This is a genomic window from Goodfellowiella coeruleoviolacea, from assembly GCF_024171785.1.
GTDB lineage: Bacteria > Actinomycetota > Actinomycetes > Mycobacteriales > Pseudonocardiaceae > Goodfellowiella > Goodfellowiella coeruleoviolacea.
Window position 1 is genome coordinate 292,448 of record NZ_JAMTCK010000005.1, and the last position, 22,061, is coordinate 314,508.

Below are 22,061 nucleotides of genomic sequence, written 5' to 3' on the forward strand. Positions count from 1 at the left end.
GCGAAGCGGCTGTTGCTCATCCTGTCCAGCCGGTTCCATGCTGGCCGCACCGCATCCGCCAGCCGCGCGCCCACCCCGGCGCGGCCAGCGAACCAGGAGGCAGCGATGACCGACACCGTGGCCGGCAACCACCTCGACGACGTCAGCTACGACCAGCTCAGGAAACTGGTGGGGCTGGTGGATCACGACGAGTCCAGCGACCCGTTCCCGGTCAAGGCGCTCGACGCGGTGGTGTTCGCGGTCGGCAACGCCACCCAGACCGCGTGGTTCTACCAGGTCGCCTTCGGCATGCGGCTGGTCGCCTACTCCGGTCCGGAGAACGGCAACCGCGACCACAAGTCGTTCGTGCTGACCTCCGGCTCGGCCCGGTTCGTGATCAACGGCGGGGTGGCCCCGGACAGCCCGCTGCTGGACCACCACCGCCGGCACGGCGACGGCGTCACCGACCTGGCGCTGGAAGTGGCCGACGTGGACAAGTGCGTGGCCCACGCCAGGGCCCAGGGCGCCACCGTGCTGGAGGAACCGCACGACGTCAGCGACGAGCACGGCACCGTGCGTCTGGCCGCGATCGCCACCTACGGCGAGACCAGGCACAGCCTGGTGGACCGGTCCCGCTACCACGGGCCGTACCTGCCCGGCTACGTGGCGAAGCAGAGCGCGGTGGCCCGCCCGGAGGGCGCGCCCAAGCGGCTGTTCCAGGCGATCGACCACTGCGTGGGCAACGTCGAACTGGGCAAGATGGACTACTGGGTGGACTGGTACCACCGGGTGATGGGCTTCGTGAACATGGCGGAGTTCGTCGGCGACGCCATCACCACGGAGTACTCGGCGCTGATGAGCAAGGTGGTGTCCAACGGCAACCACCGGGTGAAGTTCCCGCTCAACGAGCCGGCGGTGGGCCGCAAGAAGTCGCAGATCGACGAGTACCTGGAGTTCTACACCGGCCCCGGCTGCCAGCACATCGCCCTGGCCACCAACGACATCGTGGCCACGGTCAAGGCCATGCGCGCGGCCGGCGTGGAGTTCCTGGACACCCCCGACTCCTACTACGACGACCCCGAGCTGCGGGCCCGGATCGGCGAGGTGCGGGTGCCCCTGGAGGTGCTGCGGGAGCACCGCATCCTGGTGGACCGCGACGAGGACGGCTACCTGCTGCAGATCTTCAGCGCGCCCATCGGTGACCGGCCGACCGTGTTCTACGAGCTGATCGAGCGGCACGGCTCGCTCGGCTTCGGCAAGGGCAACTTCAAGGCCCTGTTCGAGGCCATCGAGCGGGAGCAGGCCCGCCGGGGCAACCTGTGACCCGGTGACGACCGACCGGTAGCGGGGTGGCGCTCAGCCCTCCGGGGCCAGCACCGGGTAGCCGGCGGCGCGCAGCTCGGCGATGAGCTGCGCGCAGTGCTCCGATCCCCTGGTCTCCAGGTTGAGCGCCACCTCGGCCTCGCCCAGCGCGAGCCGGCCCGAGGTCCGGGAGTGCTCCACGCCCACCACGTTCGCGCCCAGCGAGCCGATCAGGCTGAGCAGTTCGGCGAGCGTGCCCGGCCGGTCGGGCACGCGCAGCCGCAGCGACACGTAGCGGCCGGCCGCGGTCATGCCGTGCTGGATGATCTGCAACAACAGCAGCGGGTCGACGTTGCCGCCGGACAGCAGCGCCACCACCGGGCCGGGAAAGCGCCAGCTGTGCTGGAGCAGCGCGGCCACCGGCGCGGCGCCGGCCGGTTCCGCCACGGTCTTGGCCCGCTCCAACAGCAGCAGCACCGCCCGGGACAGCGACTCCTCGCTGACCGTGACCACCTCGTCGACCAGGTCGGCGACGTGGGCGTAGGTGACCAGGCCCGGCTCGGCCACGGCGATCCCGTCGGCCATCGTCTGCACCCGCTCCACGTGCACCGGGTGGCCGGCGGCCAGCGACGGCGGGAACGCCGCGGCGTGCTCGGCCTGCACCGCCACCACCCGCACGTCCGGCCGCACCCCGCGCACGGCCGCGGCCACCCCGCTGACCAGGCCGCCGCCCCCGGCGGCCACCAGGATGGTCCGCACGTCCGGCACCTGTTCCAGGATCTCCAGCCCGACCGTGCCCTGCCCGGCGATCACGTGCGGGTGGTCGAACGGGTGGATGAACACCGCGCCGGTCTCCTCGGCGAACTCCCTGGCCCTGGCCAGGGTCTGGGCCAGCGCGTCCCCGTGCAGGTGCACGTCGGCGCCGTAGCTGCGGGTGGCGGCCAGCTTGGGCAGCGGCGCCCTGGTCGGCATGAACACGGTGGCCTTGGTGTTGAGCAGCGACGCGGCCAGGGCCACGCCCTGCGCGTGGTTGCCGGCGCTGGCCGCGACCACCCCGCGCGCCCGGTCGTGCTCGCTGAGCCCGTGGATGCGGGTGTAGGCGCCCCGGATCTTGAACGAGCCGGTGCGTTGCAGGTTCTCGCACTTGAGGTGGACGTCCGTGCCGGTGATCTGGCGCAGCACGTTGGACGCCAACACGGGCGTGTCCTTGATCACCCCGCGCAGCAGTTCGCGCGCGGCGCGGATCTCATCGACACTGACCAGCTCCATGTCAGCAGATCCTGCCAGTCGGCGGAACCGGCGCGCGGCGGTGGCGGACCCGGGTACCCTCACAGTGGTGATCTCGGGACCGTCCGCGAGTGCGCGTCGACGGCCGTCAGGTGATGTGGGCAGACTTGGGTGTGGCCAACCGGTCTCGGGTGTGGGCATTCTTGGGTGTGGGCAGTCTTGGAGGTGGCATGGCGCTCGTGGCACGAATCGCCGCGGTGCTCCCGATCGCTGGAGCGGTCACCGCGGCGGTCGCCCTGACCGGCGCCGCCGTCTTCACCGTGGCCAAGGCGGGATGCGCTGACCCGGGCCACTACGTGCGGCACGACAACGGCGTGGTCGAACTCGTCGGCGGCTGCACCGACCAGCAGCACCTGCCGGTCCCGTCGGGGCGCCCCCAGGACCGGAGCACCAAGGACCGCGGCCCGGACGACGGCTCGAACGCCAACACCGCCGGAGCCGGGCAGTACCGCCCCTGAACCCCAGGTTTCTGAGTCCCCGGGGTCGCGGGGCGGCCTGCCCAACCCAACCGGTTGCGCGGCGCCAGGCTCAGGCCTGGTCGAGGGCGGCCAGCAGGTCGGCCACCAGGTCCTCGCCGTCCTCGATGCCCACGGACACGCGAACGAGGTCGTCCGGCACCTCCAGCAGCGAGCCGGCCGTGCTGGCGTGCGTCATCTTCCCGGGGTGCTCGATCAGCGACTCCACCCCGCCCAGCGACTCGGCCAGGGTGAACAGCGTGGTGTTCGCGCACACGCGCAGCGCGGCCTCGGCGCCGCCGTGCACGGTGAACGACACCATGCCGCCGAACCGGCGCATCTGCTTGGCGGCCACCTCGTGGCCGGGGTGCTCGGCCAGCCCCGGGTAGAGCACCATGCCCACCTTGGGGTGGTGGGTCAGGGCCTGCACGATCCGCTCGGCGTTGTCCGAGTGGCGTTCCATCCGCACGCCCAGCGTCTTGATGCCGCGCAGGGTGAGCCACGCGTCGAACGGCCCGGGCACCGCGCCGGCCGCGTTCTGCAGGAACGCGACGCGCTCGGCGAACTCGCCGTCCGAGGTGATCACCGCGCCACCGACCACGTCGGAGTGGCCGCCGAGGTACTTGGTGGTCGAGTGCACCACCACGTCGGCGCCCAGCTCCAGCGGGGTCTGCAGGTAGGGGGACGCGAACGTGTTGTCCACCACCAGCTTCGCGCCGGCCGAGTGCGCGACCTCGGCCAGCTGCGCGATGTCGGCGATGTTGAGCAGCGGGTTGGTGGGCGTCTCGCACCACAACACCTTGGTGTTGGGCCGAACCGCCGCCCGGACAGCGTCCACATCGGACACTGCGACCGGGGTGTGCTCCACACCCCACTGGCTGAGCACCTTGTCGATCAGCCGGAAGGTGCCGCCGTAGGCGTCGTTGGGGATGATCACGTGGTCGCCGGGCCGGCACAGCGACCGCAGCACCACGTCGGTGGCGGCCATGCCGGAGGCGAACGCGCGCGCGTGCTGGCCGCCCTCCAGCGCGGCCAGGCACTCCTCCAGCGCGGTGCGGGTCGGGTTCCCGGTCCGGGAGTACTCGTAGCCGCCGCGCAGCCCACCGACCCCGTCCTGGGCGTAGGTGGAGGTGGCGTGGATGGGCACGATCACCGATCCGGTGTGCGGATCGGGCTCCTGCCCGATGTGGATCGCCCTGGTCTGGAAGCCGTAGCGGGCGGGGCGTTCGGTCATGGAGACCAAGCCTACGTCGTGGCCGGGGCGCCCGCGAAAACGATCAGCCCCGGCTCGGGGACACCGAACCGGGGCTGGTTGATCGAGGTCTGCGCGGGCGGTCAGGCCCGCTGCCCGCTCACCACTGCTGCTGCGGCGGCTGGCCGGGCTGACCGGGCTGGCCGGGCTGGGCCCCCGGCTGACCGGGCTGGCCGCCCGGCTGGCCGTACCCACCGGGCTGCTGCTGGCCGAAGCCGGGACCGCCCGGCTGCTGACCGAACCCGGGGCCACCGGGCTGGCCGGGCTGGCCTGGCTGGCCGAACCCACCGGGCTGGCCGGGCTGACCGAAGCCGCCCGGCTGCTGGCCGAACCCGGGGCCACCGGGCTGCTGGCCGAAACCAGGACCGCCGGGCTGCTGGCCGAAGCCGGGGCCGCCGGGCTGCTGGCCCGGGTAGCCACCCGGTGCGCCTGGCCCACCCGGCTGCTGCTGTCCGAAGCCACCAGGCTGGCCGGGGTACCCGCCAGGACCCCCGAACCCACCGGGACCAGCCGAGCCGGCCCGGCCCGCCGTGATGAACTGCTTGGTCTGCGGCAGCAGTGCGAGCACCGAACCGGCGATGCCGAGGATCAGGGTGACCCAGAAGTACCAGCCGAAGCCGAAACCGAGCTCGCCGACCTCAGTCATCATCAACACCAGTCCGATGATGAACAGCGCTGTACCCGCCGCCGGAACGAACGTGCCGACCTTTTGCCTGAGGACGAGCAGGACACCACCCACGGCGAGCACCACCGTGCTGATCAGCAGCAACACGTAGTAGAAGCCGAACGGGCCGGGCACGTCGAACACCGTCACGGTCATACCGGGAAAGACCTCGGTCGACATGTTGACCAAAAGCATGATCAGCCCGAGCAGACCGCCCAGCACGGAGGCTCCCGCTCCGGCGAACACGAAGGCCTGGCCGTTGCCGGCGGCACTCGGCGCACCGCTCGCCTGGCCGTAGGGCTGGCCGAACTGCTGCGGTCCACCGGGACCACCCTGGCCGCCGCCCCAGCCGGGCTGACCTGGCTGGCCGTGCTGACCGGGCGCACCCCACTGCTGCTGCGGCCCACCCGGGCCGCCGGGCGCGCCAGGGCCACCGGGCCACGCGCCGGGCTGACCGGGCTGCTGGCCGGGGAAGCCGGGCTGGCCGGGTGCCTGCGCCGGGAAGCCGCCCGAGGCGGCCCCGGGCTGCTGGCCGAACTGCGGCTGGCCGCCGAACTGGCCGGGCTGCTGGCCGGGCTGCTGGCCGGGCCGCACGACCTGGGTGCGGCCCGCGTCCTCGTCACCACCGGCACCGGCGCCGGCCGCGGCGACCTGACCGGGCCGGACCACCTGCGTCCGGCCGGCGTCCTCGTCACCGCCAGCCGCACCGGCCGGGGGCTGCTGTCCGGGCCGGACCACCTGGGTGCGACCGGCGTCCTCGTCGCCGCCGGCCAGGCCGGTCGGCGGCTGCTGGCCGGGGCGCACGACCTGGGTGCGGCCGTCCTCGTCGCCCCCGGCCGGGGGCTGCACCACCTGGGTGGCGCCGGCCGCGGCGTCGGCCGGCGGGGTGGCTGGGGCCGCCGCGCCCGGCTGCTGGCCGGGTGCCGACGGTGCCGCGCTGTCCGGGCTCGCACCGGCCTGCGCCTGGTGGTCCGCTGCCTCTGGGGGCTGACTCTGGTCTGCGGCCGGCTGTGCTGGTGCCGCCGGCTGCTCCTGCTGCGGCTGACCGCCCGTTCCCTGGTTGTCCTGGGGCGGTTGCGGAGCGCTCATCGGGTTTCCAACCCCCTTGGCATGGGCCGTTGGTTTGCTACTTCGACGTAGCCCACGCTAGCGGATCGTCCACACCGTACGGGTCGGCGTCCGGGAAACCGGCACCTCAGCGACCGGCGAGGAAACTCAGGATGTCCTGCCTGGTGACCACGCCGGCGGGCTTGCCGCCCTCCAGCACCAGCGCGCCGTCCGCAGTGGACAGAGCGGTCATGGCGACCCCGACGGGCTCGCCAGCGCCGATCGTGGGCAGCGGCGGGGACATGTGCTTCTCCACCCGGTCGGCGAGCTGCGCGGCGCCGGTGAACAACGCGTCGAGCAGGTCCCGCTCGTTGACCGCGCCGGCCACCTCGGCGGCCATCAGCGGGGGTTCCGCGTTGACCACGGGCATCTGCGAGACCTGGAACTCGCGCAGCACGGCCACGGCCTCGGACACCGTCTCGTTGGGATGGACGTGCACCAGCTGCGGCAGCGTGCCGTCCTTGCGGCGCAGCACGTCGCCCACGGTGGCGCCGGTGGAGTCCGGCGGCAGGAACCCGAACGCGGCCATCCAGGAGTCGTTGAACACCTTGGACAGGTAGCCGCGGCCGCCGTCGGGCAGCAGCACCACGATCACGTCGTCCGGTCCGCACCGCTTGGCCAGCTCCAGCGTGGCGGCCACGGCCATCCCGCAGGAGCCGCCGACCAGCAGCCCCTCCTCCCTGGCCAGCCGCCGGGTGATCTCGAAGGAGCGCGCGTCGGAGACGGCGATGATCTCGTCGCAGATGGTCCGGCTGTAGGTGTCCGGCCAGAAGTCCTCGCCGACGCCCTCGACCAGGTAGGGCCGGCCGGTGCCGCCGGAGTACACCGAGCCCTCCGGGTCGGCGCCGATGATCTTGACCCGGCCCTCGGACGCCTCCTTGAGGTAGCGGCCGGTGCCGGAGATGGTGCCGCCGGTGCCGACGCCGGCCACGAAGTGGGTGATCCGGCCCTCGGTCTGCCGCCACAGCTCCGGACCGGTGGAGTGGTAGTGGCTGGCCGGGTTCTCCGGGTTGGCGTACTGGTTGGGCTTCCACGCCCCCGGGATCTCGCGGACCAGCCGGTCGGAGACGTTGTAGTAGGAGTCGGGGTGCTCGGGCGGCACCGCGGTGGGGCACACCACCACCTGCGCGCCGTACGCCTTGAGCACGTTGCGCTTGTCCTCGCTGACCTTGTCCGGGCAGACGAACACGCACTTGTAGCCCTTGCGCTGGGCCACCATGGCCAGGCCCACCCCGGTGTTGCCCGAGGTCGGCTCGACGATCGTGCCGCCGGGGCGCAACTCGCCCGACCGCTCGGCCGCCTCGATCATGCGCAGCGCGATCCGGTCCTTCACGCTGCCACCTGGATTGAGGTACTCGACCTTGGCCAGCACCAGCGGGGACAGCCCCTCGGTCACCGAGTTCAGCCGCACCAGCGGGGTGTTGCCGACCAGGTCGACGACGTGCTCGACGTACTCCACCGGGTTCATCCTTTCCCATGCGTTGGGACGAAGCGTAACTGGCGGTTCGCCCGGGCGTCCGAACCGCCCCGCCTGGTCAGGCGCGCTCACCTCGGGAATCAAGCGGGGGCGCCGGACCGACGATCTACATTCAAGGCCGATGTAACGGCGTGGTTGGCACAACGTGCACAGGGAGGAGCGGCAGGTGGTCGGACTGCGCGCGTTCCGCACGGCGGCGGTGACCGTCGGGGCGCTTGGGGGACTGTCCGGAGCGGTGTACGGCCTGCTCACCGAACAGTCGCGGCGAGCACGGCTGGTGATCGGTGTTCCCGAGGCGCCGCCGCTGCGCGCGGACGGGGTGTACCTGCCGGACGGCACCGGTCCACTCGGCGCTGACCAGGCACAACACCCTCGTCCGCTGCGGTTCGCGGTGATCGGTGACTCGTCGGCGGCCGGGCTGGGGGTGGACACCGAGAGTGAGCTGCCCGCGGTGCTGCTGGCCATCGGGCTGGCCGAGGAGGCGGAGCGGCCGGTGGCGTTGACCACGTTCGCCATCAGCGGCTCGACCACCACGGACCTGCCGGCCCAGGTGGACCTGGCGCTCGCCGATCCGCCGGACGTGGCCCTGGTGATCATCGGCGCCAACGACGTGACCACGCAGCTGTCCATCCGGCTGTCCGCGGCGATCCTGGGCACCGAGGTGGCGCGGCTGGTCAAGGCCGGCGTGGGTGTGGTCGTGGGCACCTGCCCCGACCTGGGCGCGATCCGGCCCATCCCGCAGCCGCTGCGCTCGATCGCCCGCTCCTGGAGCCTGGCGCTGGCCAGGGCGCAGCGCCGGGCGGTGGACCGGGTCGGCGCCAGCGCCGTGCCCCTGGCCGACCTGCTCTCCCCCGAGTTCCTGGCCCGGCCGGCCGAGCTGTTCAGCGCGGACCGGTTCCACCCGAACGCGGCCGGGTACGCGGCGGCCGCGGACGTGCTGCTGGCGCCGCTGTGCAGCGCGGCCGGCGTGTGGAGCGGCGGGCCCATGCCCACGCTGCCCCGGCGGTCGGCCACGGCCGAGGCGCGCCGACCCACCTCCCGGCTGGTGGCCTGGGTGAACCGCAAGGGCCGCCGCCCGGAGCCGCCGACCAGTCGCGCCCGCTAGGGGTTCCTTGACCGGTTCGGGTCGCTACTCTTCGGTAACAAGCTGCGGCAAGACAAAGGAGTTTCCCGATGCCCGAGGCCGTGATCGTCGCCGCCACCCGGTCCCCGATCGGGCGCGCCGGCAAGGGCTCGCTCGTGGACATCCGTCCGGACGAGCTGGCCGCCCAGGTCATCCGCGCCGCGCTGGCCAAGGTGCCCCAGCTCGACCCGCACGACATCGAGGACCTGATGCTCGGCTGCGGTCTGCCCGGCGGTGAGCAGGGGTTCAACATGGCCAGGGTGGTCGCGGTGCTGCTCGGCCACGACGACCTGCCCGGCACCACGGTGACCCGCTACTGCGCGTCCAGCCTGCAGACCACCCGGATGGCACTGCACGCGATCCGGGCCGGCGAGGGTGACGTGTTCATCAGCGCCGGGGTGGAGACCGTGTCCCGCTACGCCAAGGGCAACTCGGACAGCTGGCCGGACACGCACAACCCGGTGTTCGCCGAGGCCGAGCAGCGCAGCGCCGCCGCGGCCGAGCAGGGCGCCGACGAGTGGCACGACCCGCGCGAGGACGGGCAGGTGCCCGACATCTACCTCGCCATGGGCCAGACCGCGGAGAACCTGGCGCTGGTCAAGGGCGTCTCCCGGGAGGAGATGGACCACTTCGGCGTGCGGTCGCAGAACCTGGCGGAGAAGGCCATCGCCGACGGCTTCTGGGCCCGCGAGATCACCCCGGTGACCCTGCCGGACGGCCGGGTCGTGGACACCGACGACGGCCCGAGGCCGGGTGTGACCTACGAGAAGACCTCGCAGCTCAAGCCGGTGTTCCGGCCCAACGGCCGGGTGACCGCCGGCAACTGCTGCCCGCTCAACGACGGCGCCGCCGCCCTGGTGGTGATGAGCGACGTGAAGGCGCGCGAGCTGGGCATCACCCCGCTGGCCCGGATCGTGTCCACGGGGGTGTCCGCGCTGTCCCCGGAGATCATGGGGCTGGGCCCGGTGGAGGCGTCCCGCCAGGCGCTGGCGCGGGCCGGCATGAGCATCAACGACATCGACCTGGTGGAGATCAACGAGGCGTTCGCCGCCCAGGTCATCCCGTCCTACCAGGAGCTGGGCATCGACCTGGACCGGCTCAACGTCAACGGCGGCGCCATCGCCGTCGGCCACCCGTTCGGCATGACCGGCGCGCGCATCACCACCACGCTGATCAACTCGCTGCAGTGGCACGACAAGCAGTTCGGCCTGGAGACCATGTGCGTTGGCGGTGGCCAGGGCATGGCCATGATCCTTGAACGCCTGAGCTGAGCCCTTTCCGTTGCCCGACTGGTCGGGGTGCCCACGCACCGAGCGCCCCGACCAGTCGGCCGGTGCTGGTGGCGCGCCTTCAGGCGGCCGACCCGACCGGCAGGTACTCGCTCTCGTAGAACCAGATGACCTCTTCCTCGGCCAGCGCGATACCGGTGTCGAACTGGTTGTCCTCGTAGAGTTCGACCAGGAAGCCCAGGTACTTGCCGTCCCCGCACTTCCTCTCCCGGAGCAGGTCGAGCGTCCACGGCCGCAGCCGCCGCGCCAGCTCCTCGGTGGACCACGTCCGCGCGTCGACCTCTTCGAGCTTGAGCGTCTCGTACCACTCGTACGCGTTACCGATGCCATGCGCCCGCGCGAACACGAACCCGCACTTCATGTCGGCCACCTCCATGTCAAGTTGGGTTTTGTAAAGCTTACGAACGACAACCTGACACGGCCATGCCCGAGAAGGGTGAATGCTTCGCCCACTCGTCCTTCACCCAAACTGGTAGCGACATCGGGTAGAAGGGACGACCGTGGCCAACTCCGCCCCAGCTGAGCCGCCCATGTTGAGCCCCACCGTGGGCCGCCGCTGGCTCGCCCAGGAACTTCGTCGCCTTCGCGAGGCAGCCGGGTACAAACAAGCTGACGTCGCCAAACGCCTCCGCTGCAACTCGACCAGGATCGCCCACCTGGAGAGCATGCGCACGCTGCCGAGCGGCCCGGACCTGGAAGTCGTCCTGCCCTACTTCGGGGTGCCGAAGGAGCGGGTGGAGTGGTACCTCCAAGTCTGCGACCTGTCCCGCAAGAAGGGCTGGTGGGACGGCAACCAGGCGATCCCGAAGTGGTTCTCCTTCTACGTCGGCCTGGAATGGGGTGCGAGTGAGATCCACTCCTGGGACACCAGCCTGGTTCAGGGTCTGCTGCAGACTCGTGGATACGCCGAGGTCATCATCCGCGACGGGGCCACAGTTCCCGAAGAGGTCATCCAGGAGCAGGTCCAGACTCGACTGCGCAGGCAGGAAGCGTTGCAGCGCAAGGAGAATCCGCTCACGCTACACGCGATCATGGATGAGGCCGCCCTGCGTCGAAGGGTGGGCAACGCCGAGATCATGCGCGAGCAGCTGCAGCACTTGGTGACGCTGAACAGCCACCCTCGGATCACCATCCAGGTGATGCCGTTCGAGGCAGGGCAACACCGTGGCCAACTCGGTTCATTCAAGTGGTTGGGCTTTCCCCAGGACGGCGATGACGGACTGGTCTACCTGGAGAACCAGCACGGCGGGCTGTACCTGGAGGAACCCGAAGAACTGGCGACCTTCGCGGCTGACTTCGCCGAACTGCGGAAGCGCGCCCTGTCCCCCAAGGCATCCGTCGCCCTGATCGCGAAGATAGTGAAGGAACTCAGCGAATGACCCCAGAGCACACTCGTCCCGTCGTGTGGCGCAAGAGCAGCCACAGCGGCCAGGGGGGCGGCGATTGCGTCGAGGTGGCACTCACAGCGGACACATCCCGTGTCCGCGACTCCAAGAACCCTGACGGTCCCCACCTCACCTTCCCCACCGCCGCGTGGCACACGTTCCTCACCACACTCCGCTGATCCACCAGTGACGCCAGGAGCAGCCCGATGACAGACCCCGAATCCCACACCGCCTGGCGCACGAGCAGCCACAGCGGACCGAACGGCGGAGAGTGCGTCGAGGTCGCGCGGACGCCGGACACGACCGGCGTCCGCGACTCCAAGAACCCCGACGGCCCCCACCTCACCTTCCCCACCACCGCCTGGCAGGCGTTCCTCACCACACTCCGCTGATCCCGGTCCCGGTCGAGGTGGAACCGGACGGCGGTGGGGTGCGTCGGCTGGAATGAGGCGGCCAGTCGGGGGCGCCAGTTTGGAGGCAACGTCATGACCGGTTTCCGCAGGCGGTGGGATCGACCAGGAGCCGTCCGGTTCGGACTGTGCACTGTGGTCGGCGCGCTGGCGGTGGGCGGTGCGCTGACCGGGTGTTCCGCGTCGGACCAGCCGAGCAGCGGGGCGGCGACCAGCACCGGGGGGTCGTCCTCGGCAGCGGTGGCCAGCACGTCGGGCACTGGTGCGGCGACGACCGGTGGGACGTCCACGGCCGGGTCGACCACGCCGGGTTCTGGTGCTCCTGACCGGGCGGGCAGCGGCGAGACCGGCACCGCGGGCGGCGCCAACGTGCTCGGCCCGGACGGGTTGGGCGCGCTGCGGCTGGGCATGGCCGAGGACCAGGCCAGCGCCACCGGGCTGATCCGGGTGCAGGGTGAGGCCACCAGCCAGTGCTCGAACGCGGTGCTGGTCGGCCAGCCGACCGACCAGCGGACGGCGGAGAACTTCGTGGCGATCTCGGCGAAGCTCGGGGTGGCCATCATCTCGGTGACCGACCCGGCGGTGCGCACGCCCGAGGGGATCGGCCTCGGCTCCACCCTGGACCAGGTGAAGGCCGCCTACCCGGGCAGCGCGTCGGCGTTCGACGACCCGAGCTTCGCCGACCAGCGGCGGACCAACATCCCGGTGCCGGGCAGCACGCACGGCGCGGTGTACCGGGTGCAGGCCAGCGGTGACACCGTCGACTCGCTCGCCCTGCAACTGTCCGATCAGGACTGCACCGAGTGAGGTGAGGCGAACGGCGGAGGGGCGCCCGACCGGGAGTGGTCGGGCGCCCCTCGCGCGTCAACGGCCAGCAGCCGCCGGGCTCACTCGCGGAAGTAGCTCAGCAGGCGCAGGATCTCCAGGTACAGCCAGACCAGGGTGGTCATCAGGCCGAACGCGGCCCACCAGGCCCACTTGGCCGGCAGGCCCATGCGGATCATCTCGTTGGCCGACTCGAAGTCGAGCAGGAAGTTGAACGCGGCGAGGCCGATCACCACCAGGCTGAACACGATGGCCAGGCCGCCGCCGTCGCGCAGGCCCATGTTCAGGCCGAACATGCCGACCACGAAGTTGGCCAGCATCAGCACGGCAGCGCCGACCGTGGCGCCGATGATCCACTTGGTCAGCCTCGGCGTGACCCGGATCGCACCGGTCTTGTACACCACCAGCATGGCCGCGAACACGCCGAACGTGCCGAGGATGGCCTGCCAGGCGATGCCCGGGTAGATCATGTCGAACACGCCGGTGATCGCGCCGAGGAACACACCCTCGGCCGCGGCGTAGGTCAGGGTCAGCGGACCGCTCGGGGTGCGCTTGAAGATGATGATCAGCGACGTGACCAGGCCCACGATCAGCCCGGGCAGGGTCAGCGCGAACGGCGAGACCGTGTGGCCGAGCACGAGGATCGCGGACAGGACACCGGTCACCAGGGTGACGCCGAGGGTGAAGGCGGTCTTGGTGACGACGTCGTCGATGGTGATGGGCCGCTCGGCGGCCGTGGGCGGCGCCTGCTGGTAGCCGCCGTAGCCCACGGTTTGCTGCGGCGACCCGAAGCCTGCGTAGCCGCCGTAACCGGCCGAGGGCAGGTTACGGAACGCTGGGTTGCTGGTGGTGCGCACCTCATCCTCCTGGAGCGTGCTGAGGCCGTCACGGGATTCAACGGCCCAACACGCCGTAGGGTTCCCGTCGGGTAAAAGTGACTTTACCCCGGCTTTTGACCAAGCACGCAGATTTGCCACCCCCGGGCCGGGTAACGGTGCTGGTCACCGTGTTGCGACAGACGGTCACCAGGGGGTGCGGCCATCCGGGCCAGCGTTGGGCCACTCGCGCCAGAACTGTGGCGTTTGCGCCGGTCAGCAGGCACCCAGGGTGCTAGTGCCGTTCCTTCCCTTGGGGGCTTGTCCGGACACTTCCCGCCAGCGAAGCTCGCCACGGGTGCTGGCTTCAGGCACCGCCGGTCGCGGGTGCGTGGTGACCGGCGGGTTTCGGCGTTCATCGGGGGAACGCCAGACCGAGCCAGCCAGTAGCCGCCGTCAGGCAAGACGCACTGAATTGAGGAGTCACAACTCATGCGGTTGAGACGACTGGTCGCTGGCGCGGCGGGCACGGCGGTGTTGGCGGGATCCGCCCTGCTCAGCCTGCCCGGCACGGCGGGCGCCGCGTTCGCGACCGGACACGGCTACGAGACCGAGGCCCAGCCCTACCTGAACTACCCCAAGGACAAGCCGGACTGGCTCGGTTCCTACGTCTGGAACAACCAGCAGGTGTGGTGCGTGCAGTTCGCCTACAAGGAGCCCGACACCGACGAGGAGTACCGGGACGGCGACGAGCTGCGCACCAAGTGGGGCGACGCGCTCTCCCCCGAGGTCGCCGCCGACATCTCCTACCTGCTGCTGCGCTACACCAACACGCAGTCCGACGACGAGGCGGCCGCGCTGGCCCACCTGCTGCACAGCTGGACGGCGGGCAGCACCGACCCGGCCAAGCTGGACCCGAACCTCGGCTTCCGGGAGATCGCCTACAACGAGCAGTTCCACTTCGAGCGCCTGCCGGACAGCGCCAAGCAGGCGGTGGAGCGGCTGCGCGCGGACGCCACGGCCAACCACGGCCCGTGGACCGCGACGCTGACCGCGCCGAAGGAGCCGCAGCTCATCGGTGAGCAGGACGAGTGGACCGTCCAGGTCCGCAACGCGGCGAACAAGGGCCTGGCCGGCGTGCCGGTCACGCTGGAGCTGACCGACGCGGAGTTCGCCGAGGGCGGCGCCACCTCGGGCACGGTGACCACGCCCGCGGACGGTGGGCCGCTGACCGTGGCGATCGTGCCGACCGGGCCCAACCCGAGTGTGGTCGCCACCCTGGACAGCCCGGCGGACAAGCCGGTGGTGCACGTGCCCAGCACCGACGGTGAGACCCAGCGCATGGTCACCACCGGCGGCGAGAAGAAGATCACGGTGCGCGACGTCACCACCGCCCGCACCAAGCCCGGCCAGGTCAAGGTGGCCAAGACCGACGCCGAGACCAGCGAGGCGATCGCCGAGGTGGCGCTGCGGGTCACCGCGGCGGACAAGACCAGCCCGGCGATCAAGCAGGACGACACCCCGCTGCTCGGCGAGGACGGCAAGCCACTGGTGGTGCGGACCGGTGCGGACGGCACCGCGGCCGTGCCCGAGCTGAAGACCCCGCAGGAGATCTGCCTGGTCGAGGTCGCGCCGGCCGAGGGCTACGAGGAGTTCTACGACGCCAGCGCGCCCCCGTCGGTGTGCGGCACGGTCAACCCGGGCGACACCCTGGCGTTGGCGTTGACGAACAAGCCCAACAAGCCCACCGTGCCGAGCACCATCCCGGCCGGCACCGACTCGACCGATCTGCCGGTGGCCACGGCCGCGGTGATCACCAGGGTCGAGCCGGGCGGGCTGGTCGCGCTGGGCGCCCTGGGGCTGCTCGGCTCGGCGACGGCGGGTCTGCTGGTGCGGTCCAGACTGCGGAGCAGGCGTTGACAACCAGACCGTCCACCGGGCGCGCCCGGGCACCGCGGCACTGGCCGCACCGTGCCCGGGCCGCCCAGTTCGCGGTGCTGACGGCCGTGCTCGCGTTCGCCGCGGGCACGGCCGTGCTGTTGCCCACCCGCACCGAGCACATCGCCGGCACGGCGCTGGCGCTGCCCGGCACGGAACAGCCCGACGTGCTGGGCGACAGCCTCAGCGGCGGCCAGGTGACCGACTCGCCCGGTGGCGGCGCCACCCCGGCGGCCCCGCCGGACGGCCAGCAGCAGGGCCAGCCGGCACCCCAGCAGCAGGCCGGGCAGCCGCAGCACCAGCCGGCCCAGCAGCAGGGCGGCCAGCGGCCGGGCACCATCCGGCTGCCCCAGGGCGGCACGGCCAAGCTGGTGCGCCAGGAGGTGGGCGCGGACGGCACCCTGCCGGTGCCCGACGGGGTGGGCAAGGCCACCTGGTGGGGCGTGGGGCTGGACGCGAAGAAGGGCGCCACGGTCTTCGCCGGGCACGTGAACTGGAAGGGCGTCACCGGGCCGTTCGCCGAGCTGTGGGACGCCGAGGCGGGCACCCCGGTCTCGGTCATCGACGAGCAGGGCCACGAGTACCAGTTCGTCGTCTCCGAGATCATCACCCTGCACAAGGACGAGCTGCCCAGCCGCGCGGTCGAGCTGTTCGGCCCGCGCGGCCCGCACCGCGTGGTGCTGGTCACCTGCGGTGGCCGGTGGGTGGGCGGTCAGCTCGGCTACGACGAGAACCGCGTGGTCATCGCGACCCCGCGAAGTTGACGGCAACCTGGCGCGGCGCTGAGTCGTCCTGTTCCTGAGGTAGGGCAACCAAGGAACGGGAGATCATGACTCAGCGCCGCGGCCCCTTCTCGGGCTCGAAGAACATGTGGGCCTGGCTGTCCACCGCGACCGCTCTGGCGTTGGTCCTGGTGCTGCTCACCGTGTTGGGCGGCACCGAATCCGACACCGACCCGGTGACGCTGAGCAGCACGCCCAGTCCCGGCCCCTGGCAGCCGGTGGCCACGGCGGGCACCAGCGCCACCCCCGAGTCCACGCCCGTGGTGCCGCCGGCCGACCCGGCCACCGCGCCGAGCTGGATGCGCAAGCTCAACCCGGGTGAGAAGCCCCCGCAGTTCGTGCTGTTCTCCTTTGACGGCGCGGGTTCCACCGCACACTGGGCGCGGGTGCTGCCGCTGGCCAAGCGGTCGGGCGCGCACGTGACCGCGCTGCTGTCCGGGATCTACCTGCTGGAGAACTCGCGCAAGAACGAGTACACCGGTCCCGGTCATCCCCGGGGCTCCGCCGAGATCACCTTCGGCGGCACCCGACAGGAAGTGGTCAACCGGATCGGCTACTTCAACCAGGCCATCGCGGACGGACACGAGATCGGCACCCACTACAACGGGCACTTCTGCCAGGGCGCGGAACCCAGTGTGGGCTTCTGGTCCACACAGGACTGGAACTCGGAGATGGACCAGTTCAACAAGTTCGTGGAGGTCGGCAGGCAGCTGGGGCTGCGGCTGGACCCGACCACCATCCGGGGTGGCCGGACGCCGTGCCTGGAGCACAAGCAGGACCAGCTGTTCCCGGCGATGCTGCAACACGGCCTGGTCTACGACACCAGCCAGGTCACCCTCGGCGTGCAGTGGCCCAAGGTGAAGCAGGGCGTGTGGGAGTTCGCCATGCCCGAGGTGCGCATCCCGGCGCTGAACAGCAAGGTCGTGATGATGGACTTCAACCTCTGGTACGCGCTCAACGGCGCCCAGGAGCAGCCGGAGCGCAAGGCCGAGTTCAGCCAGATCACCCTGGACACCTACCGCTCGGTCTACAACGAGACGTTCAACGGCAACCGCGCGCCGCTGGTCATCGGCAACCACTTCAACGAGTGGGCGGGTGGCGCGTTCGGTGACGCGGTCGAGCGGTTCATGGGCGAGGTGTGCGTCAAGACCGACACGGTGTGCGCGACCTACACCGAGGTCATGCAGTGGATGCAGCTGCAGGACCCGGCCGTGCTCCAGGAGTTCCGGAACATGCCCGCGGCCATGAACTGAGTCCGTCCAGCGCGCGTCACCAGCCGTTGGGCGGGGCCAGCGCGCCGCCGAAGTCGCCGGCGCGCAGTCCCGTGGTGGGCACCACGAAGTCGGCCTGGTCGAGAACCCAGCAGGAGCCACCCACCGGTCGGTGCCGGCTGCCCCAGTGCCGTCAGGATCGGTGCGCGCAGGAGCGGGGCCGTCAGGAACGCGTCAAGATCCGTTGCCGGAGCGGTCGGGGCGGCCTAGGGTCAGCGTATGAACAAAAAACCGAATTGTTCATACGGACACAGGGAGGTGGGTTCGTGCCGGCAGGCTTCACCCAGCAGGAGCGACAGCGGATCACCGAGCAGCTGCTGGCGGCCGGCGAGCGGCTGTTCACCACGCAGGGCCTGCGCAAGACCGCGCTGGAGGAGTTGACCAGTGCCGCTGGCATCGCCAAGAGCAGCTTCTACGCGTTCTTCGACAGCAAGGAGGCGCTGTACCTGGAGTTGATGCTGCGCCAGGCGCCCGAACTCCAGGCGCGCCTGCTGCGGGCCCTGGGCGAGGCCGCCAGCACGGCCGACGCCCTCCGCGGGTTCCTGCGCGGCGCCATCGACGTGCTGCACACCAACCCGTTCTACCGCCGGCTGGTGACCCACCCCGACGAGCTGGCGGCGGTCAGCCGGCGCCTGCCGCCAGAGCGGCTGGCCGAGGTCAACCAGCCGATCACCACGCCGATCACCGAGTTCCTGACCGCGGCCCAGCAGCGCGGCGAGCTGCCCGGGACTGATCCGGCCGTGCTGCTCGGGGTGTTGCGGGCGGTGCTGCTGCTGCCGCTGCACGCCGACCAGTTCGACCCGGCCGACTACCCGGCGGTGGTCGACCTGCTCATCGACACCGTGGCCATCGGCCTGACCAGCGCCGAGAACCTGACCAACGAAGGGGAACCAGGGTTATGACCAGCACGCGGGACACCGACCCGGTGATCGAGGTGGCGGGGTTGACGTTCACCTACCCGGGCGGGGTGGCGCAGGCCGTGCGCGGAATGGACTTCACCGTGGGGCGGGGCGAGGTCTTCGGGTTCCTCGGGCCCAGCGGCGCCGGCAAGTCCACCACGCAGAAGATCCTGATCGGCCTGCTCACCGGGCACGGCGGACGCGTCGCCGTGTGGGGGCGGGAGCCGGCTGACTGGGGATCGGACTACTACCAGCGGGTGGGCGTGTCCTTCGAGCTGCCCAACCACTACCAGAAGCTGACCGCGCTGGAGAACCTGCGCTTCTTCGCGTCCCTGTACGACCGGCCCACCGCCGACCCCATGGAGCTGCTGGACTCGGTCGGCCTGGCCGAGCACGCCAACACCAGGGTGGGCCGGTTCTCCAAGGGCATGCGGATGCGGCTGGTGTTCGTGCGCGCCCTGCTGCACCACCCCGACCTGTTGTTCCTGGACGAACCCACGTCCGGCCTGGACCCGACCAACGCCCGGCGGGTCAAGGACATCGTGCTGGCGCTGAAGGCACGCGGCACCACCGTCTTCCTCACCACCCACGACATGGCCACCGCGGACGAGCTGTGCGACCGGGTCGCGTTCGTGGTGGACGGCCGGATCGCCGCACTCGACTCCCCGCAGGAACTGCGGATCGCGCAGAGCCGCCGGCAGGTGCGGGTGGAGTACCGGGACGCCGGCGGCCAACTGGTCGGCCAGGACTTCGCCCTGGACGGGCTGGCCGACGACGCCGGATTCCACCAGGTGCTGCGCAGCCGACGGGTGGAGACCCTGCACAGCGGTGAGGCCACCCTGGACGACGTGTTCGTCCGCACCACCGGGCAGGTGCTCCGGTGAGCGCCAGCCATCCGGGCCGGCTGGGCGTGCTGCTCCGGCTGGAGCTGCTCACCCAGCTGCGGTACCGGTTCCCGCACGCGGCCGTGTTCTCCGGACTGCTCTGGCTGGCCATGCTGCTGCCGATGCCGTCGGTCACCCGCCGCGTCGTCGAGCCGTACGTCATGCTCGGTGACCTGGCCGTCGTCGGCTACTTCTTCGTGTCCGGCTCGGTGTTCTTCGAGAAGGGCGAGGGCACGCTGCACGCGCTGGTGGCCACCCCGCTGCGCTTTGCCGAGTACCTGGCCAGCAAGCTGGCCGTGCTGACCGCGCTGTCGGTGTCGCTGGCGGTGCTGGTCGCCACGATCTCCGCTGGCACCCACTACCACCTGGGTTACCTGCTGCTCGGCGCGGTGCTGGGCACACTGCTGATGTTGCTGGTCAGCTTTGTCACCGCACTGCCGTTCCAGTCGATCAGCGACTGGTACCTGCCGGCGATGCTGCCGCTGGCGCTGCTCACCGCCCCGGTGCTGCACTTCTCCGGGCTGTGGCCGTCCTGGCTGCTCTACCTGGTGCCCACCCAGGGCCCGCTGGCGTTCCTCGGCGCGGCCTTCGGCCAGCGCTCGATGCCGTGGTGGGAGCTGGTCTACGGCATCGCCTACCCACTGGTGTTCCTGACCGCGCTGGCCTGGCTGGCCGGCCGGATGTTCGACCGGCACGTGGTCGGTCGCCGGGGAGGTGCCTGACATGGCCGGTGCCCTGCGCGCCTTCGGCCGCAACGACCTGCGCGGCATCGGGCGGGAGCCGCTGATGTTCGGGCTGCTGCTGGCGCCGGCCGGGTGGATCGCCCTGGTCCGGTTCGGCACGCCCGCGGCCGGTGACCTGCTGGCCGACCGGTACGGCGTCGACCTGACCCGGTACCACCCACTGATCCTGACCGCGTTCCTGCTGCTCACCAGCCCCATCGTGGTGGGCGCGCTGGTGTCGTTCCTGGTGTTGGACGAGCGCGACGCCGGCACGCTGACCGCGCTGCGGGTCAGCCCGGTGCCGCTGCGGTCCTTCGTGGTCTACCGCGCCGGCCTGGCCCTGGTGCTCACGGCGGTCTACACGGTGGTCACCATCGGCGCCAGCGGGCTGTTCCCGGCACAGCGGTGGCCGGAACTGGTGGCGATCGGACTGGCAACCGGCCCGTCCGGACTGCTGGTCATCCTGGTGCTGCTGGCCTTCGCCGGCAACAAGGTGGAGGGGCTGGCCGTGGTGCGGGCGCTGGGCATCCTGGTGGCCGGGCTGCCGCTGATCCCCTACTTCCTGGACAGCGCCTGGCAGTGGTGGTTCGGCCTGATCCCCACGTTCTGGCCGGCCAAGGCGTTCTGGCTGGTCTGCGCGGGCGGCACGTGGTGGCCGGTGGCGCTGGTGGGCGTGCTGCACAACCTGGCGCTGGCCTACCCGCTGTACCGGCGGTTCGCGCGACGGGTGTGAGCCTGGCCGACCGGCGCGGCCCGGTCCACCGGCTCGGCCTGTTCGGGCAGGGGCGGAGTGCCGGACGCGCGGTCGTGGCGCTGCTGGGCGGCGAGGATGTCGCCCATCCGCAGCCGGATCCAGTCCACCAGGCCGGTCAGCCGCTCGGCCACCTCCCGGCCGATGGCGGTGAGTTCGTAGGAGACCTGGGGTGGCCTGGTCGGCTCGACCACGCGGTCGAGCAGGCCGTCCCTGGTGAGCACGCGCAGGGTCTGCGACAGCATCTTCTCGCTGATGCCGCCGATCCGGTCGCGCAGCACGTGGAAGCGCAGCGGCCCGTCCCACAGCGCGGCCAGCACCAGCGTGCCCCACCGGCTGGTCACGTGGTTGAGCACGGCGCGGCCCGGACAGTCCGTGTTGAACGGGTCACTCATCGGGTCGAGGGGAGACGGCGTCACCTGGTGTCCAACGTCCACACCTGGAGCTTACCCAGAGGTATGGGCTTACTTTTTGAAAGCCCAGGCCCTAGGTTCACCGGCATGACAGCTGACAACGTGGTGCTGGTGACCGGCGCGACCGGCAACGTGGGCCGGCAGGTGGTGTCCCAACTGGTGGCGGCGGGCGTTCCGGTGCGCGCGCTGACCCGCGACCCGGACTCGGCCGGCCTGCCCGCCGGCGTGGACGTGGTGCGCGGGGTGCAGTCCGATCCGGCCGCGCTGGCCGCGCACCTGGCCGGCGTGGACCGGGTGTTCCTGATGTGGCCGTCCGAGCGCACCGAGACCGCCGCCGACGTGGTGGCCGCGCTCGCCGGGCAGGTCAGGCGGGTCGTGCTGCTGTCCTCGGGCGCGGTGCGGGACGGCGTGCCCCCCGCCGAGCAGACCCACCCGATCGGTCGGCGGCACGCCGAACTGGAGGCGCCGATCGAGCGCTCCGGTCTGGAGTGGACGTTCCTGCGCCCGCTGGCGTTCGCCACCAACACCCTGTGGTGGGCGCCGGAGATCCGCGCCGGCGCGGTGCGGGGCACCCACGGCGACGCCCGGATGACGCTGATCCACGAGCACGACATCGCGGCGGTGGCCGTGCGGGCACTGGTCGAGGACACCCACGTCGGCCAGAAGTACCTGCTCACCGGGCCGGACCTGGTGAGCCTGCGCGACCAGGTGCGGATCATCGGCGAGGCGCTGGGCCGGCGGGTGGACTGGGTGGATCTCAGCCCGGCGGACGCGCGCGAGCAGATGTTCCCCGGGCTGCCCCGGCCGCTGGTGTCGCTGCTGGTCGACGGCTACGCCGGCATGGTCGACAACCCGTGGCCGGGCACGGACACCGTGGCACGGGTCACCGGCACCCCGGCGCGCACGTTCCGCGAGTGGGTGGCCGACCACGTCGACGACTTCCGCTGACCGGCCGCGGCGGCCGGCGTGAAAGGCTCGGCGGGTGGACCCGAACAGTGAGCGCGGAGTCGAGCAGTCCGATCCCCATGCGC

General features: G+C 71.4%; 23 protein-coding genes. 16 read left to right on the top strand and 7 right to left on the bottom strand.

The genetic code is table 11. The annotated features are described in order from the left end of the window. The first annotated feature begins 105 nt into the window (after window positions 1–105). A complete protein-coding gene (hppD, locus tag LX83_RS12855) occupies window positions 106–1,302 on the top strand; it encodes a 4-hydroxyphenylpyruvate dioxygenase (protein ID WP_253770753.1) in 1,197 nt (398 codons plus the stop codon). 33 nt (window positions 1,303–1,335) lie between these two features. On the opposite strand, the gene ilvA is transcribed toward hppD, so the two are convergent. After that, complete coding sequence (ilvA, locus tag LX83_RS12860; RefSeq protein ID WP_253770755.1) at window positions 1,336–2,550, bottom strand: threonine ammonia-lyase; 1,215 nt, start codon at window positions 2,548–2,550, stop codon at window positions 1,336–1,338. 188 nt (window positions 2,551–2,738) lie between these two features. Between ilvA and LX83_RS12865 the strand changes: the two genes are divergently transcribed. Beyond that, window positions 2,739–3,026 carry a hypothetical protein gene (locus LX83_RS12865; protein WP_253770757.1) on the top strand — a complete coding sequence of 96 codons (288 nt, stop codon included), beginning with the start codon at window positions 2,739–2,741 and terminating at the stop codon, window positions 3,024–3,026. Between the two features lie 70 nt (window positions 3,027–3,096). Here the strand turns inward: LX83_RS12865 and LX83_RS12870 are convergent, their stop codons facing one another. The 3 genes from LX83_RS12870 to LX83_RS12880 all read right to left on the bottom strand — a co-directional run bounded on the left by LX83_RS12870 (window position 3,097) and on the right by LX83_RS12880 (window position 7,505). Further along, on the bottom strand, window positions 3,097–4,257 hold the full coding sequence (locus LX83_RS12870) for a cystathionine gamma-synthase (protein WP_253770759.1): 1,161 nt from the start codon (window positions 4,255–4,257) through the stop codon (window positions 3,097–3,099). A gap of 118 nt (window positions 4,258–4,375) precedes the next feature. Beyond that, a complete protein-coding gene (locus tag LX83_RS12875; RefSeq protein ID WP_253770762.1) occupies window positions 4,376–6,028 on the bottom strand; it encodes a hypothetical protein in 1,653 nt (550 codons plus the stop codon). 106 nt (window positions 6,029–6,134) lie between these two features. Then, window positions 6,135–7,505, bottom strand: a complete 1,371-nt coding sequence (locus tag LX83_RS12880) for a cystathionine beta-synthase (protein ID WP_253770764.1) — start codon at window positions 7,503–7,505, stop codon at window positions 6,135–6,137. A gap of 184 nt (window positions 7,506–7,689) precedes the next feature. Between LX83_RS12880 and LX83_RS12885 the strand changes: the two genes are divergently transcribed. Next, window positions 7,690–8,628 (top strand): SGNH/GDSL hydrolase family protein, encoded by a 939-nt coding sequence (locus LX83_RS12885; protein WP_253770766.1) that lies wholly within the window; start codon window positions 7,690–7,692, stop codon window positions 8,626–8,628. Between the two features lie 68 nt (window positions 8,629–8,696). Continuing rightward, entirely contained in the window at window positions 8,697–9,917 is a 1,221-nt protein-coding gene (locus LX83_RS12890) for an acetyl-CoA C-acetyltransferase (RefSeq protein ID WP_253770768.1), read from the top strand. 79 nt (window positions 9,918–9,996) lie between these two features. Here LX83_RS12890 and LX83_RS12895 read toward each other — a convergent pair whose 3' ends face one another. After that, complete coding sequence (locus tag LX83_RS12895; protein ID WP_253770770.1) at window positions 9,997–10,311, bottom strand: hypothetical protein; 315 nt, start codon at window positions 10,309–10,311, stop codon at window positions 9,997–9,999. 154 nt (window positions 10,312–10,465) lie between these two features. Between LX83_RS12895 and LX83_RS12900 the strand changes: the two genes are divergently transcribed. The 4 genes from LX83_RS12900 to LX83_RS12915 all read left to right on the top strand — a co-directional run bounded on the left by LX83_RS12900 (window position 10,466) and on the right by LX83_RS12915 (window position 12,537). Next, window positions 10,466–11,314 (top strand): helix-turn-helix domain-containing protein, encoded by an 849-nt coding sequence (locus LX83_RS12900; RefSeq protein ID WP_253770772.1) that lies wholly within the window; start codon window positions 10,466–10,468, stop codon window positions 11,312–11,314. Continuing rightward, a complete protein-coding gene (locus LX83_RS12905; protein WP_253770773.1) occupies window positions 11,311–11,499 on the top strand; it encodes a DUF397 domain-containing protein in 189 nt (62 codons plus the stop codon). The genes LX83_RS12900 and LX83_RS12905 overlap by 4 nt, the downstream gene beginning before the upstream one ends. A gap of 27 nt (window positions 11,500–11,526) precedes the next feature. Next, on the top strand, window positions 11,527–11,712 hold the full coding sequence (locus LX83_RS12910) for a DUF397 domain-containing protein (protein WP_253770776.1): 186 nt from the start codon (window positions 11,527–11,529) through the stop codon (window positions 11,710–11,712). 93 nt (window positions 11,713–11,805) lie between these two features. Continuing rightward, window positions 11,806–12,537 carry a hypothetical protein gene (locus LX83_RS12915; RefSeq protein WP_253770778.1) on the top strand — a complete coding sequence of 244 codons (732 nt, stop codon included), beginning with the start codon at window positions 11,806–11,808 and terminating at the stop codon, window positions 12,535–12,537. 80 nt (window positions 12,538–12,617) lie between these two features. Here LX83_RS12915 and LX83_RS12920 read toward each other — a convergent pair whose 3' ends face one another. Next, entirely contained in the window at window positions 12,618–13,412 is a 795-nt protein-coding gene (locus LX83_RS12920; protein WP_253770780.1) for a Bax inhibitor-1/YccA family protein, read from the bottom strand. A gap of 450 nt (window positions 13,413–13,862) precedes the next feature. Between LX83_RS12920 and LX83_RS12925 the strand changes: the two genes are divergently transcribed. From LX83_RS12925 to LX83_RS12955, 7 genes are all read left to right on the top strand, one after another. After that, the gene (locus LX83_RS12925) at window positions 13,863–15,290 is read left to right on the top strand and encodes a hypothetical protein (RefSeq protein WP_253770782.1); all 1,428 of its coding nucleotides are present in this window, start codon (window positions 13,863–13,865) and stop codon (window positions 15,288–15,290) included. Beyond that, a complete protein-coding gene (locus LX83_RS12930; protein ID WP_253770784.1) occupies window positions 15,287–16,072 on the top strand; it encodes a class F sortase in 786 nt (261 codons plus the stop codon). Before LX83_RS12925 ends, LX83_RS12930 begins: the two co-directional genes overlap by 4 nt. A gap of 65 nt (window positions 16,073–16,137) precedes the next feature. Next, entirely contained in the window at window positions 16,138–17,343 is a 1,206-nt protein-coding gene (locus LX83_RS12935) for a polysaccharide deacetylase family protein (RefSeq protein ID WP_253770786.1), read from the top strand. A 284-nt stretch (window positions 17,344–17,627) separates the two neighbouring features. Further along, window positions 17,628–18,263 carry a TetR/AcrR family transcriptional regulator gene (locus LX83_RS12940; protein WP_253770788.1) on the top strand — a complete coding sequence of 212 codons (636 nt, stop codon included), beginning with the start codon at window positions 17,628–17,630 and terminating at the stop codon, window positions 18,261–18,263. After that, a complete protein-coding gene (locus tag LX83_RS12945; RefSeq protein ID WP_253770790.1) occupies window positions 18,260–19,144 on the top strand; it encodes an ABC transporter ATP-binding protein in 885 nt (294 codons plus the stop codon). Before LX83_RS12940 ends, LX83_RS12945 begins: the two co-directional genes overlap by 4 nt. Next, window positions 19,141–19,866: an ABC transporter permease gene (locus LX83_RS12950; RefSeq protein ID WP_253770793.1), complete on the top strand. Its 726-nt coding sequence runs from the start codon at window positions 19,141–19,143 to the stop codon at window positions 19,864–19,866. The genes LX83_RS12945 and LX83_RS12950 overlap by 4 nt, the downstream gene beginning before the upstream one ends. A gap of 1 nt (window position 19,867) precedes the next feature. Then, window positions 19,868–20,599 carry an ABC transporter permease gene (locus LX83_RS12955; RefSeq protein ID WP_253770795.1) on the top strand — a complete coding sequence of 244 codons (732 nt, stop codon included), beginning with the start codon at window positions 19,868–19,870 and terminating at the stop codon, window positions 20,597–20,599. Here LX83_RS12955 and LX83_RS12960 read toward each other — a convergent pair. Then, window positions 20,563–21,012 (bottom strand): winged helix-turn-helix transcriptional regulator, encoded by a 450-nt coding sequence (locus LX83_RS12960; protein WP_308203961.1) that lies wholly within the window; start codon window positions 21,010–21,012, stop codon window positions 20,563–20,565. The genes LX83_RS12955 and LX83_RS12960 overlap by 37 nt on opposite strands. A gap of 105 nt (window positions 21,013–21,117) precedes the next feature. On the opposite strand from LX83_RS12960, the gene LX83_RS12965 reads away from it, so the two are divergent. Then, window positions 21,118–21,978 carry an NAD(P)H-binding protein gene (locus tag LX83_RS12965; protein WP_253770797.1) on the top strand — a complete coding sequence of 287 codons (861 nt, stop codon included), beginning with the start codon at window positions 21,118–21,120 and terminating at the stop codon, window positions 21,976–21,978. Window positions 21,979–22,061 lie beyond the last annotated feature (83 nt).

Bases quoted from the DNA above. Each gene is read 5' to 3' on its own strand.
- LX83_RS12910 (WP_253770776.1), top strand. From the start codon at position 11,527: ATGACAGACCCCGAATCCCACACCGCCTGGCGCACGAGCAGCCACAGC.
- LX83_RS12875 (WP_253770762.1), bottom strand. From the start codon at position 6,028: ATGAGCGCTCCGCAACCGCCCCAGGACAACCAGGGAACGGGCGGTCAG.
- LX83_RS12890 (WP_253770768.1), top strand. From the start codon at position 8,697: ATGCCCGAGGCCGTGATCGTCGCCGCCACCCGGTCCCCGATCGGGCGC.
- LX83_RS12955 (WP_253770795.1), top strand. From the start codon at position 19,868: ATGGCCGGTGCCCTGCGCGCCTTCGGCCGCAACGACCTGCGCGGCATC.
- LX83_RS12870 (WP_253770759.1), bottom strand. From the start codon at position 4,257: ATGACCGAACGCCCCGCCCGCTACGGCTTCCAGACCAGGGCGATCCAC.
- LX83_RS12965 (WP_253770797.1), top strand. From the start codon at position 21,118: ATGACAGCTGACAACGTGGTGCTGGTGACCGGCGCGACCGGCAACGTG.
- LX83_RS12895 (WP_253770770.1), bottom strand. From the start codon at position 10,311: ATGGAGGTGGCCGACATGAAGTGCGGGTTCGTGTTCGCGCGGGCGCAT.
- ilvA (WP_253770755.1), bottom strand. From the start codon at position 2,550: ATGGAGCTGGTCAGTGTCGATGAGATCCGCGCCGCGCGCGAACTGCTG.
- LX83_RS12935 (WP_253770786.1), top strand. From the start codon at position 16,138: ATGACTCAGCGCCGCGGCCCCTTCTCGGGCTCGAAGAACATGTGGGCC.
- LX83_RS12865 (WP_253770757.1), top strand. From the start codon at position 2,739: ATGGCGCTCGTGGCACGAATCGCCGCGGTGCTCCCGATCGCTGGAGCG.
- LX83_RS12925 (WP_253770782.1), top strand. From the start codon at position 13,863: ATGCGGTTGAGACGACTGGTCGCTGGCGCGGCGGGCACGGCGGTGTTG.
- LX83_RS12960 (WP_308203961.1), bottom strand. From the start codon at position 21,012: ATGAGTGACCCGTTCAACACGGACTGTCCGGGCCGCGCCGTGCTCAAC.
- LX83_RS12945 (WP_253770790.1), top strand. From the start codon at position 18,260: ATGACCAGCACGCGGGACACCGACCCGGTGATCGAGGTGGCGGGGTTG.
- hppD (WP_253770753.1), top strand. From the start codon at position 106: ATGACCGACACCGTGGCCGGCAACCACCTCGACGACGTCAGCTACGAC.
- LX83_RS12900 (WP_253770772.1), top strand. From the start codon at position 10,466: ATGTTGAGCCCCACCGTGGGCCGCCGCTGGCTCGCCCAGGAACTTCGT.
- LX83_RS12915 (WP_253770778.1), top strand. From the start codon at position 11,806: ATGACCGGTTTCCGCAGGCGGTGGGATCGACCAGGAGCCGTCCGGTTC.
- LX83_RS12905 (WP_253770773.1), top strand. From the start codon at position 11,311: ATGACCCCAGAGCACACTCGTCCCGTCGTGTGGCGCAAGAGCAGCCAC.